General features: G+C 67.1%; 11 protein-coding genes. 3 read left to right on the top strand and 8 right to left on the bottom strand.

The annotated features are described in order from the left end of the window. Nucleotides 1–9: 9 nt before the first annotated feature. Both ACFWAY_RS06300 and glyA read right to left on the bottom strand, forming a co-directional pair. Nucleotides 10–1,245: a sarcosine oxidase subunit beta family protein gene (locus tag ACFWAY_RS06300; protein WP_378453717.1), complete on the bottom strand. Its 1,236-nt coding sequence runs from the start codon at nt 1,243–1,245 to the stop codon at nt 10–12. Next, entirely contained in the window at nt 1,245–2,570 is a 1,326-nt protein-coding gene (glyA, locus tag ACFWAY_RS06295) for a serine hydroxymethyltransferase (protein ID WP_378453716.1), read from the bottom strand. The genes ACFWAY_RS06300 and glyA overlap by 1 nt, the downstream gene beginning before the upstream one ends. A gap of 114 nt (nt 2,571–2,684) precedes the next feature. On the opposite strand from glyA, the gene ACFWAY_RS06290 reads away from it, so the two are divergent. Then, nucleotides 2,685–3,356, top strand: a complete 672-nt coding sequence (locus ACFWAY_RS06290; RefSeq protein WP_378510158.1) for a GntR family transcriptional regulator — start codon at nt 2,685–2,687, stop codon at nt 3,354–3,356. A gap of 69 nt (nt 3,357–3,425) precedes the next feature. Here ACFWAY_RS06290 and purU read toward each other — a convergent pair whose 3' ends face one another. From purU to ACFWAY_RS06270, 4 genes are all read right to left on the bottom strand, one after another. Further along, nucleotides 3,426–4,274: a formyltetrahydrofolate deformylase gene (gene purU / locus ACFWAY_RS06285; RefSeq protein ID WP_378510157.1), complete on the bottom strand. Its 849-nt coding sequence runs from the start codon at nt 4,272–4,274 to the stop codon at nt 3,426–3,428. Nucleotides 4,275–4,386: 112 nt separating this feature from the next. Beyond that, nucleotides 4,387–5,280, bottom strand: coding sequence for a bifunctional 5,10-methylenetetrahydrofolate dehydrogenase/5,10-methenyltetrahydrofolate cyclohydrolase (locus ACFWAY_RS06280; protein ID WP_378510156.1), 894 nt, complete (start codon nt 5,278–5,280; stop codon nt 4,387–4,389). Next, complete coding sequence (locus ACFWAY_RS06275) at nt 5,277–5,903, bottom strand: cyclodeaminase/cyclohydrolase family protein (RefSeq protein ID WP_378510155.1); 627 nt, start codon at nt 5,901–5,903, stop codon at nt 5,277–5,279. The genes ACFWAY_RS06280 and ACFWAY_RS06275 overlap by 4 nt, the downstream gene beginning before the upstream one ends. Continuing rightward, nucleotides 5,900–8,362, bottom strand: coding sequence for an FAD-dependent oxidoreductase (locus ACFWAY_RS06270; protein WP_378510154.1), 2,463 nt, complete (start codon nt 8,360–8,362; stop codon nt 5,900–5,902). The genes ACFWAY_RS06275 and ACFWAY_RS06270 overlap by 4 nt, the downstream gene beginning before the upstream one ends. 339 nt (nt 8,363–8,701) lie before the next feature. Here ACFWAY_RS06270 and ACFWAY_RS06265 point away from each other — a divergent pair, with 339 nt between their 5' ends. Continuing rightward, complete coding sequence (locus ACFWAY_RS06265; RefSeq protein ID WP_105413452.1) at nt 8,702–9,502, top strand: IclR family transcriptional regulator; 801 nt, start codon at nt 8,702–8,704, stop codon at nt 9,500–9,502. An 8-nt stretch (nt 9,503–9,510) separates the two neighbouring features. On the opposite strand, the gene ACFWAY_RS06260 is transcribed toward ACFWAY_RS06265, so the two are convergent. Further along, the gene (locus ACFWAY_RS06260) at nt 9,511–10,689 is read right to left on the bottom strand and encodes an NAD(P)/FAD-dependent oxidoreductase (RefSeq protein WP_378510153.1); all 1,179 of its coding nucleotides are present in this window, start codon (nt 10,687–10,689) and stop codon (nt 9,511–9,513) included. Then, nucleotides 10,686–11,030 (bottom strand): bifunctional 3-phenylpropionate/cinnamic acid dioxygenase ferredoxin subunit, encoded by a 345-nt coding sequence (locus tag ACFWAY_RS06255; protein WP_378453709.1) that lies wholly within the window; start codon nt 11,028–11,030, stop codon nt 10,686–10,688. Before ACFWAY_RS06255 ends, ACFWAY_RS06260 begins: the two co-directional genes overlap by 4 nt. Before the next feature lie 198 nt (nt 11,031–11,228). Here ACFWAY_RS06255 and ACFWAY_RS06250 point away from each other — a divergent pair, with 198 nt between their 5' ends. Further along, nucleotides 11,229–12,041 carry an IclR family transcriptional regulator gene (locus tag ACFWAY_RS06250; protein ID WP_378453708.1) on the top strand — a complete coding sequence of 271 codons (813 nt, stop codon included), beginning with the start codon at nt 11,229–11,231 and terminating at the stop codon, nt 12,039–12,041. The last annotated feature ends 251 nt before the right edge of the window (nt 12,042–12,292 follow it).

Genomic DNA, 12,292 nt, shown 5'->3' with positions numbered 1-12,292 from the left:
GACGGGGGATCAGTGCGCGACGGCCGCGGCGCCGTGCTCGTCGACGAGGGCGCCGGTGACGAACCGGTCGAGGCTGAACGGCGCGATGAACTCGTGCGGTTCGTCGTTCGCGATGGTGTCCGCCAGACACCAGCCCAACCCCGGGGTGGCCTTGAATCCGCCGGTGCCCCAACCGCAGTTGAGATACACGTTGTCGTACGGGGTGCGTCCGACGATCGGGGAGGCGTCGGGGCACACGTCGACGATGCCGCCCCAGGTGCGCAACAGATGTGCGCGGGCGAACACCGGGAACAGTTCGACCGCGGCCGCCATCTGGCGTTCGATGATGTGGAACGCGCCGCGCTGGCCGTACCCATTGTAGGAGTCGACACCGGCGCCCATCACCAATTCACCCTTGTGCGCCTGCGAGACGTACACGTGGATGGCGTTGGACATCACGATGGTCGGATGCACGGGCTCGAGCAGTTCCGAGACCAGCGCCTGCAGCGGGTGGCTCTGCACCGGGGTGCGGATGCCGAGCATGTCGGTGAGCGTCGACGTGTGCCCGGCCGCGCACAGTGCGACCTGACCGGTCGCGATGTCGCCGCGGGTGGTGCGCACCCCGGTGACCTTGTTGTCGTCGGTGACGAACCCGGTGACCTCGCAGTTCTGAATGATGTCGATGCCCGCCTCGTCGGCGCGGCGCGCGAATCCCCAGGCCACGTAGTCGTGTTTGGCGATGCCGGCACGCGGCTGATACGTCGCGCCGAGCACCGGGTAGCGGATGTCGCTCGAGATGTTCACCAGCGGACACAGCTTCTTGACCTCGTCGGGTCCGACCCACTCGGCGTCGATTCCGTTGAGCTTGTTCGCCTCCACCCGGCGGACGCTGTCGCGGACGTCCTGCAGGCTGTGCGCGAGATTGAGGACGCCGCGCTGGCTGAACAGGATCGGGTAGTCGAGGTCGTCCTCGAGACCCTCCCACAGTTTCAGGGCGTGCTCGTAGATCTTGGTGCTCTCGTCCCACAGGTAGTTCGACCGGATCAGCGTGGTGTTGCGGGCCATGTTGCCGCCCGCGAGCCAGCCCTTCTCCAGCACCGCGACGTTGGTGATGCCGTGGTTCTTGGCGAGGTAGTGCGCGGTGGCGAGGCCGTGTCCGCCGCCGCCGACGATGACGACGTCGTACGACTTCTTCGGTTCCGGGTTGCGCCACAGGAAGTCGGGGTGGTCGGGCAGGTGGGCGCCGGGGGGCTGGGTGGCACTCATCAGTTCGCCTCCGTGAGGTCGGGGTAGAGCGGGAAACGCAGCGCGAGGGCATCGACGCGGGCGCGGAGGTCGTCGAGTCCGGCCTCGTCGGTGGCAGGCCGGAGCGCGTAGCTGATGATGTCGGCGACCTCGGTGAACGCGTCCAGGTCGAAACCGCGGGTGGCGAGCGCCGGGGTGCCGATCCGCACACCGGAGCTGACCATCGGCGGGCGCGGGTCGAACGGTACGGCGTTGCGGTTCACCGTGATTCCCACACGGTGCAGCCGGTCCTCGGCCTGCTTGCCGTCGAGCTCGGACTCGCGCAGGTCCACCAGCACCAGGTGCACGTCGGTGCCGCCGGACACGACGTTGATGCCAGCCTGCCGGGAGTCGTCTTGCAGGAGGCGGTCGGCGAGGATCTTCGCGCCGGCGAGCGTGCGTTCCTGGCGCTCCCGGAATTCGGGCTCGGCGGCGAGCTTGAACGAGACGGCCTTGCCGGCGATCACGTGCTCGAGCGGGCCGCCCTGCTGTCCGGGGAACACCGAGGAGTTGAACTTTTTCGCCAGTGCCTCGTCGTTGGTGAGGATGACGCCGCCGCGGGGGCCGCCGAGGGTCTTGTGCGTCGTCGACGTGACCACGTGGGCGTGCGGGACGGGGGACGGGTGCAGTCCGGCGGCGACGAGTCCGGCGAAGTGCGCCATGTCGACCATGAGGTATGCGCCGACCTCGTCGGCGATCGCGCGGAACCGGGCGAAGTCGAGCTGGCGGGTGTAAGCGGACCAGCCGGCCAGGATCAGCTTCGGGCGGTGCTCACGCGCGAGACGCTCCACCTCGTCCATGTCGACGAGATGATCGTCCTCGCGGACGTGGTACGCGGCGACGTCGTACAGCTTGCCAGAGAAGTTCAGTTTCATCCCGTGCGTGAGGTGACCGCCGTGCGCGAGGTCCAGGCCGAGGATGGCGTCGCCGGGCTTCAGCAGCGCCGACATCGCGGCGGCGTTGGCCTGCGCCCCGGAGTGCGGTTGCACGTTGGCGAATTTCGCACCGAACAGCGCGGTGAGGCGGTCGATGGCGAGCTGCTCGATGACGTCGACGTGCTCGCAACCGCCGTAGTAGCGGCGCCCGGGGTAGCCCTCGGCGTACTTGTTCGTCAGCACCGACCCCTGCGCCTGCATCACCGCGAGCGGGGCGAAGTTCTCACTGGCAATCATTTCCAGGGTGCCCTGCTGTCGCTCGAGCTCGGCCGCGATCGCCTGGTGCACGGCGGGGTCGAGATCGGCGAGCGAATGGGTCAGTGTCGGGTTCGCTGCTGCCGTCTCGGTGAGGTGTGCGGTGTCCACGGTCATGGTTCGCCTTTCTGGAAGGTCAGTTGACTTTGAACTGATATATCAACTGGAAAGTAGAGTAAGGTCAGCATCGGACAAAGGTCAATAGCTCCGGAAATATCAGGGAGACGGAACATGAGCCTGGCGCATTCATCGGTCGCGGACACGGCATCGAACGGCGGCACCAATGCCGACCGCGCGTACGAGATCGTGCGCGAACGCCTGGTCATGCTGGACATCCGGCCCGGCGAGCCGATCAACGACGACCGTCTCGCCGAGGAACTCGGATTCGGCCGGACACCGGTGCGGGAAGCGCTCAAGCGCCTCGAGCGGGAACGTCTCGTCGTTGCCTACCCACGCCGCGGCACGTTCGCCACCGCCGTCGACATGACCGATCTCGCCGACATCTCCGAGATTCGCAAGCAACTCGAACCGACCGCGGCGGCCAGGGCGGCGCGGACGGCGTCCCAGGACGCGCGGGCCCGGCTGTCCGCGCTCGCCGACGAGATCGCCGAGATCGACGACAGCGAAGACCCACGCGACGTCCTGCGCAAGGACGTGCGGGTCCACCGTGAGATCTACCGAGCGTCCGGGAACCCTCACCTCGAGGACATCCTTGTCAGCCTCGACGCGCACGCCACCCGCATCTGGTGCCTCTTCCTCGACCGGCTGCCCGACGTCGCCAGCCACGTCCGCGAGCACGAGGCCCTGCTGCGGGCCATCGTCGACGGCGACGAAAGCACCGCCTCGTCCCTCACCCTCGCCCACGTCGCCGGTTTCGAGAAGGCCATCCGCGCCCTGCTCTAGGCGCTTCGCGCCCGTGCGCCTTTCTGGTAGCTCCCACTACCAAAAAGGCGCACGGGCGGCGGAGCCGCCTCAGCTGAAGACGACCGTCCGATGACCGTGCAGCAGGACACGGTTCTCGCAGTGCCAGCGCACGGCCCGCGACAGCGCGAGGGCCTCGGCGTCCTGCCCGACCGTGGCGAGTCGCGCCGGGTCGAAGGAGTGGTCGATGCGGATGACTTCCTGCTCGATGATGGGGCCCTCGTCCAGATCGGGTGTCACGTAGTGGGCGGTGGCCCCGACCTGCTTGACGCCGCGATCGAACGCCTGGTGGTAGGGCTTGGCGCCCTTGAAACCGGGCAGGAACGAGTGGTGGATGTTGATGGCCCGGCCGCGTAGTGCCCGGCACGCGTCGTCCGACAGCACCTGCATGTACCGGGCGAGGACCACGAGATCCGCGTCGAACTCCTCGACGAGTTCGAGCAGCCGGGCCTCCGCCTGCGGCTTGGTGGCCGGCGTGACCGGGACGTGGACGAACGGCAGCCCGGCGGCCTCGGCCATCGGGCGCAGCACCTCGTGATTGGAGACGACGGCGACGAGTTCGGCGCCGAGGTTTCCTGCTCGCCAGCGGAAGATGAGGTCGTTGAGGCAGTGACCCATCTTGGAGACCATGACGATCACCCGGGGCCGGTCGCTGCCGTTGAAATTGAACGTCATGCCGAATTTCGCGGCGACGCTCCCGAATTCCGCCGTGAGGCGCTCGATGTCGACATCTTCTGCCGACACGAACGACGTGCGGAGGAAGAACGCGTCGCTCCGGGTGTCGTCGAACTGCTGATGCTCGGCGATATCGCAGTTCTGCTCGAAGAGGAAGGAGCTGACTGCGTGAACGATCCCGGGACGCTGAGCGCAGCTGAGCGTCAGGGTGAAGGTCTGGGTCATGTGGGTCTCCTCGATGCCGGACCAATTGAGGTGTCAGTCCGAGCGAACTGATATATCAGAATGGGCAAATGCTATTTCAGGCTGGACGAGCGGGTCAAGGGGTGGAGACGAGTCAGACGCTGCTTCGGAACCCGGCGAGCAGCGAGTCCGATCGCGTCTGGGCGTACTGGGTCGCGGCGGCGTCGACCGTGTGATTGAGCAGCAACGCCGTGGTCACCGGTCCCACCCCTCCGGGAACCGGGGTCAGTGCGCCCGCCCGGCCGTCGACGGCCGCGGCGTCGACGTCACCGAGCAGTTGGCCGTCCGCGGTCGCCGTGGTCCCGACGTCGATGACGACGGCGCCGGCGGCGACGTGGTCGGCCGTGATCAGTCCGGGAATGCCGACCGCGACGACGAGGATGTCGGCGTCACGGGTGCCGGCGGTCAGGTCGGTGGTGTGTCGGTGGCAGACGGTCACCGTCGCGTTGCGCTGCACGAGCAGATGCGCGACGGGACTTCCGACCACCGTCGATCTGCCGACCACCGCGGCCGTCCTGCCGTGCGGGGAGATTCCGTGGTGGTCGAGGAGCGCGATCACGGCCTGTGCGGTGGCGGGCGCGAACGCGGGCAGACGCGCAACGAGGCGGCCGAGGCTGACCGGGTTCGCGCCGTCGACGTCCTTCGCGGGGTTGATCGCCTCCCGCAGCGCGTCGAGGTCGGTTCCGTCCGGCAGGGGTGTCTGCAGGATGATTCCGTGGACGTCCGGGTCGTGGCCGAGTTCGACGAGTGTGCTGCGGATCTGCTCGGTCGATGCCGCGGCGCCGAGATCGACGACGTCGCACAGGATTCCGGTGCGCTTCGCGGCCGACGCGATGGAACGCACGTACCAGGCGGTCGATTCGTCGTCGGTGGCCTGCACGACCGCCAGCTTGGGCCGGACCCCGATTTCGGCGAGTGCCGCGGCGGCGACGGACGCGTCGTTGCGGATGGAGGTGGCGAGTTCGGCGCCACCGAGGCTTCTGGTCATGAACTCAGCTGCTTTCGTACTCGTGTCGTGACGGCGTCGGCACGCTCGACGATCGCGTCGACGCCGGACAGGCACTCGGTGAGGGCCCGGCGGGTGTCCGCATCGGTGATACCCGGCAGGTTCACCTCGATGTTGACCCGGGCGGTGGTGGCGGCTGAGCGGGCAGCCTCGGCGGCGGCCGCGACGTCGCTGACGACGGTGCGGTTCGCTACCGGCAGCAGGACGTCGGCGAGTGCGACGACGTCGCCTGCCGCGACCACCACCTCGGCGGGGACCGCGGCCGCGCCGGCGAGGGCGGTCGCGATCGCCGACGTGCGGGCGCCGGTTTCGTCGGCCGTGTCCTGGGGGAGCCGGTAGGCGTCGATGACGGCCGTGAATGCTGCCATGTCGTCCTCGGCGAACTGCAGTGCCTTCTCGCGGAACGCATCTGCGGAGGCGCAGATGCGTTCGACGAGCATCCCGTGGTCGGCGTACCTCTTGCCGGTGGTGTAGCGGGCGACCATCGAGACCAGCGCGGCTGCCTGGCCGAGGTGGAGCGCGCCGGTCGCGCCGCCGCCGGGTGCGGGAGTTCGATCGGCGAGCGAGTCCAGGAATCCGGCGATCGTGTCGTCTCGGAGGGTCATGACCGGATCTTCTTCATCTCGGGGTCGACGAGCGGCTCGGCGACGACGGTGGCCGGGATGCGGCGTCCGAAGTACTCGATCTCCACCGCAGTGTCGACGGTCGCGTTCGCCGGAAGCCAGGCGTAGGCGATCGGCGCCCCGACCGTGTGACCGAACGCGGCGCTCGTGACGTACCCGGCGGGCTGTCCGTCGACGAACACCGGCTCGTGGCCGAGGACCACCGACGTGCGGTCGTCGATCATGAGGCACGCCAGCCGCCGCTCCACCGTCTCGTCGGAGACGCCGTCGAGCGCGTTACGCCCACGGAAGTCGCCCTTCTGCAGTCGGACCGCGAAACCGAGACCGGCCTCGTAGGGGTTGTGCTCGGTGGTCATGTCGCTGCCCCACGAGCGGTAGCCCTTCTCCATCCGCAGGCTGTTGAATGCGGCGCGGCCGGCGGCGATGACGTCGTACTTCTGCCCCTCCGCCCACAGCAGATCCCACAGTCGCAGACCGTTGTCGGCGGACGTGTACAGCTCCCAGCCGAGTTCGCCGACGTACGACAGACGCATCGCCGTGACGGGAACACCGCCGATGCGGACCTGCTTGGCGCGGAAGTACTTGAAGTTCTCGTTCGTGAAGTCGTCGGAGCTCAGTGCCTGCACCAGATCCCGGGCGCGGGGACCCCACAACCCGATCCCGCACGTGCCGCCGGTGATGTCCCGGATCTGCACACCGCCGTCGTCCGGGGACTGGCGGCGGAAGTAGTCGAGATCGAGGTTGCCGTTGGCACCGACCTGGAAGACGTTGTCGGACAGGCGCGTGACGGTGAGGTCGCTGCGGACGCCACCGGTCTCGTCGAGCGCGAGCGTGTAGGTCACCGACCCGACGGACTTGTCCATCTTGCCGGTCGTCAGCCGATCGAGCAGGGCCAGCGCGCCGGGGCCGCTGATCTCGAGCCGCTTCAGCGGTGTCATGTCGTACATCGCCACCGACGTACGGGTGCGCCAGGCCTCGGCCGCGGCGATGGGGGAGTGGAACATCGCCGCCCACGGCTCCCGGGCCGGCGGCTGCCACTCGGCCGGAAGGTCCTGCACCAGATGGGCGTTGGCCTCGAACCAGTGCGGGCGCTCCCAGCCGGAGCTCTCCAGGAACACGGCGCCGAGTTCCTTCTGACGAGTATGAAAGGGACTGACCCGCAGGTCGCGGGGAGACTCCTTGGGCTGCAGCGGGTGCAGCACGTCGTAGATCTCGACGAAGTTCTGCTGCGACGTCTCGCTGACGTAGTCGGGCGCGAGCTGGATCTCCTCGAAGCGGTGCACGTCGCAACCGTGCAGTTCGACGTCGGAGCGGCCGTCGACGAGCAGTTGCGCGACCGCTCGGCCGACACCGGCGGAGTGCGTCACCCACACTGCCTCGGCGATCCAGAACCCGGCGACGTCCGGGGACTCGCCGATGAGCGGTCCGCCGTCCGGGGTGAACGAGAAGACCCCGTTGAAACCGGCTTCCAGTTTCGCGGATTCGAGGCACGGCAGCAGCAACTTGCTCTGCTCCCACGACGGCGCGAAGTCCTCTTCCGTGAACGGCAGCATCGACGGCATGTCGGATGCGGACACGTCGTCGCTCTCGTCCAGGTCGCGCAGGTTCACCGGCATCGGGCGGTGGGCGTACGTTCCGATGCCGAGACGATCGACGTGCTCACGGAAGTACAGATCCTGGTCCTGGTGGCGCAGGATCGGGAAGCCGGCCTCGGCGAGTTCGGTGTTCCGTCCGACGAGTTCGGGGATCTGCTCAGTCTTCGCGTACTGGTGCGCCAGGGGCAGCAGCGGCACGTCCATGCCCACCATCGCGCCGATGTCGGGACCCCAGAAGCCCGCGCAGGACACCACGATGTCGGCGGGGATCACACCGTCCGCGGTGGCGACACCGGTCACCTTGCCGCCGCTCTGTTCGATGCCGATCACCTTCGTCGAACCCTGGAACACGGCGCCGCGGGCCTCGGCGCGCCGGGCCAGCGCGACGACGACACGGGACGCCTTCGCGAGGCCGTCCGTCTCCACGTACAGCCCGCCGAGAACCCGCTTCTCGTCCAGCAGCGGGTGCAGCTTCGCGCACTCGGCCGGGTCGAGGACGGCGCCTTCGATGCCCCAGGACGTGGCCCAGCCCTGCTTGCGGTGCAGATCGGCGAGACGCTCGGGGGTGGTGGCCACCTCGAGCCCGCCGAGCTGGTTGAAGCACCATTCGCCGTCCACGTCGAGTCCGACGAACTTCTCGACCGTGTACCGGGCGAACTCGGTCATCGTCTTGGACGCGTTCGTCTGGAACACCAGGCCCGGTGCGTGTGACGTGGAGCCTCCGGTGAGCGGCAACGGTCCCTGATCGAGAACCGTGATCCGATCCCAGCCGCGAGCGGTGAGCTCGTCGGCCAGATTCGCGCCGACGATGCCGGCTCCGATGATCACTACGCGCGGTGACCCCATGATGGTCCTCCTGATTGGGTGGGTGCCTGTGTGTGGCGAAGTAGCGGGAGATTCGGTGTTCGGTGTGGGCTCGAACGGCGCCGGGAAGAACTGTGAATTGCGAAACGGATCGGACTGATCCGAACCATTATCGACAACTGATATATCAACACATTAGGTCCGGAAGAGTAAGGGGGTCAACCCCGAATTGCGGGTAATTCCACGATGATTGGTTGGGGGAATAGCAGCAATTCCGCGATCCACCGTGGAAATGCGCACCGTCCCGGACTGTGATGACGCGGAACCGGGTGTGGATGGAGGTAACCGTCGCACGGTGATGTCGCCTATCCTGAAGTCGCGATGACTGAATTGGACGATAACTCGAATGGAGATCGGAGCCGGCCGTCCGGCGCTGTGCAGTCAGTGGACCGCGCTCTGGCGGTACTCGAAATCCTGGCGAGGCTCGGTACCGCCGGCGTCACGGAAATCGCCGACGAGTTGGGTGTTCACAAGTCGACCGCGTCGCGCCTCGTTGCCGTTCTGGATTCGCGAGGTTACGTCGCGCAATTGAAGAGCCGGGGAAAATTCCAGCTCGGCAATTCCATCGTCCGTCTGGCCCGCACCGCGTCGCCGGACGGCGATCTGGTGCGGCAGAGTCAGGAATTGTGCGCCGAACTGGCGGAAACTGTCGGTGAGAGCGTCAATGTGTCGATACTCGACGGCAATCGATCGGTGAGCATCGTCAAAGCGGACGGTCCGTCCGGCGTCGGTACCAATACCTGGGTGGGGCAGAGCAGCCCGGCACATGCGACGGCGAGTGGAAAATTGTTGCTGACGGAATTGTCCGACAGTGAACTCGCCGAGCGCGTGGGAGAAACTCCGATAGCTCTCACGGCCAAAACTCTCACCGATGTGCCTGCGCTCGTGGAATCGTTGAAAACCATTCGCGAGCGGGGCTGGGCGGAGTCCGAGGAGGAACTCGAACTCGGGCTGAATGCGGTATCCGTCCCGATCCGCGACTACACGTCGAAAATGATTGCTGCTCTGAGCGTGTCCGGCCCCGCCTACCGACTGCTGCCGGAACGGTTCGAGGACGTCGCGCGCGCCGCACTCGACACGTCCCAGCAGATCAGCAGCCGATTGGGCTATGCCGTCACGTAGCGCCGGCATCAGGCCCGCGACCTGGCGAGTTGCTTCTTGTACCGGGTGAACAGCCGGGGACTGTTCATCGCGAACACGCCGACGGTGTCGCCGTCCCGGTCGTAGGTGGCCACGAACGTACCGGTTCCGGGGTCGCCGTCGACGAACCGGACCTCGTCGGTGCTGTGTCTCGTTCCGGCGAACTGCAGCATCTTGCCGTACTGGTTAGACCAGAAGTACGGGATCGCGGCGGGCCCGGACGGTGTGGCCATGATCGTGTCGGCGACGGTGGCGGCCTGGGCGACGGCGTTGCTCCAGTGCTCGCTTCTGTGGTGCACCTGGTAGGCGTCGTCGAAAGTCCGTGCGCAGTCGCCGATCGCGTAGACGCCGGGCACGTTCGTGCAGCACGACGAGTCGGTGACGAAACCGTCTTCGATCATCAGTTCCGAATCGCTTGCCCATTCGACATTGGGGACGGCCCCGATTCCGACCACCACGGCGTCCGCGGGAAGGATCGTTCCGTCACTGAGCTGGACGGCTTCGACCGCGTCGTCACCGAGTAATGCGGCGACGACTGCCCCGGTGAGGAGCCGGACGCCGTGTGCGGCGTGCTGTCCTGCGCAGATTGCCCCGAGTTCGATGCCGAGCGGGCCTGCCAGGGGTGTCGGTGACGCCTCGACGACCGTCACGTGCAGGCTCATGCCGGCCGCGCTGGAGGCCACCTCCGCTCCGATGAAACCGGCTCCCACGATCACGAGGTTCTGCGCACGTGACAGCGAATACCGCAGTGCGCGTGCGTCGTCGACCGATCTGAGCGTGTGCACGCCGGCGAGACCGGGGTGTCCGGGCAGGTTCCGGGCACGCGCGCCCGTCGCGACGACGACGGCGTCGGCGTCGAAGTGGGACCCGTCGTCGAACGTGACGCGGTGGAGCCCGTTCGGGGAGCGAACCAGACCGGTGGCCGTTCTGCTCATGTGCCATTCGACGTCGAGTGTGTCGTCATCGCTGGTCATCAACAGCAGGTCCTCGTCGGACAGGTCGCCGGTGAGGAACTCCTTCGAGAGGGGCGGCCGGTCGTAGGGCAGGGACTGCTCGCTGCCGGCCACGACGAGCCGGCCTGCATATCCCTTCTCGCGCAGTGCGCGCACCGCCGACAGTCCGGCGAGGGAAGCGCCCAGTACCACAATGGAATTCGGGACAGTGTTCATCGGGCGTCGCCCTTCTGGTCGAGATGTAGCAGCACGGTGCCGTCGACGATCGACACGTCGTGTGTGCGGACCGCGATCTTGGCCGGCGGGCCCGAAGGCACTCCGGTGCGGAGATCGAAGCACGCTTCGTGGAGCGGGCACTCGACGGTGCAGTCCTCGACCCAGCCGTCGGCGAGGGAGGCGTCCTGATGGGTGCAGGTGTCGTCGATGGCATACAGACCGTCGGAGGTGTGGAAGACGGAGACGGGGGCCATGCCCGGCGGGGTCACGGTGACGACTTCGCCCAAGGGCAGGGTCGCGAGTTCGCACACGGGGAAGGCCGTGGCGCCGGGGTGGGTCACAACTGGGGAATCGTTATCGAGAATCACTCGATACCTCCGAAAGCGTCGGGGAGGAGGGACAAGTTGTGGAGCGGTTGTTGCGCTATGCGCGACGACTTGCAAGGTGTGCAACACAATGCTCTCCGGTGCTGCCCCGTGGTGTCAAGCATTCGCGTGTAAAAACTGCGTTCCGGAAGTCGGTGGGCATAACCTCGGGGCATGAGTGAATCCGAGGCGACGGCGCCCGCGGCCCAGGGCGGAGAAGGAAAGGCGAAGACCGTGCACGCGGTGGAACGTGCCATCGACGTGCTCGAGATTGTCGCGGCAGAAGGCCGTGTCGGCGCCTCGGAGATCGCCGTGCGTCTCGGCGTGCACAAATCGACCGTGTCACGCCTGATCGCATCGCTGCAGCAACGCGGATTCGTGGAGGAAGCTGGCGTCCGCGGCAAATATCAGCTCGGATTCGCGGTAGTGCGATTGGCCGAGGCCACGGTCGCGCAGAGTGGGCTCGTCGAGGTTGCGCAGCCGGAGTGTGACCGCCTGGCCGACGCGTTCGGGGAGACGGTCAACCTCGCCGTGCTGGACGGTGCGGCGACCCTCAACGTGCTCGAGGCCCGCAGTGATCGCCACGTCGCGCTGCGTACGTGGGTGGGTCAGGTGACTCCGGCGCACGCGACCGCGACCGGCAAGGTCCTGGTCTCGGAATTGACGTCCGGCCAGCTCCGAAGCCGGTTGGGGTCGCAATTGGGCGCGCTCACTCCCAACACGATCACCGACTTCCGGGCGTTCGACGTCGAACTCGAGCACGTGCGGTCGCGTGGGTGGGCGTCGACGGCCGAGGAGCTCGAGGCGGGGCTCAATTCCATCGCCGTACCGGTGCGGAGCAAGGTCACCAACCGGATCGTCGCGTCGATCTGTGTGTCCGGGCCGGAGTACCGGCTGGCGCCCGAGCGGTTCGAGGCGGTGGCGCTCGAACTCGCCGACGCGGTCGTCCGGATCGAGGCGCAGCAATCCGCCGGCGCGGGTGACTGAGCGCCCGGAAGTGCTTCTCTCTCAAGGCGGGACGAACGGATAGTCCCGTTTGCCCGGGTTTCGGCTGTCCGCGGTTAACGCGGTGTTTCGGCCATGTCGTGTCCGCGAAAGAAGTGTCGAATGTGATGTTTGACACGTCTGCTGGCGACAGTCTAAGTTGTGTAAATCGCATAGCGTTGCTGATGACGCAACAATGCTGACGTCGCGATGACTCGGCGGGAACAGCTGTCCGCTGTTCGAACGGTCGCCGC

The organism is Rhodococcus sp. NPDC059968 (assembly GCF_042738615.1).
Classification (GTDB): Bacteria; Actinomycetota; Actinomycetes; order Mycobacteriales; family Mycobacteriaceae; genus Rhodococcus_F.
Note: the sequence above shows the minus strand (reverse complement) of the source record. Positions and strands in the feature narration are given on the sequence as shown.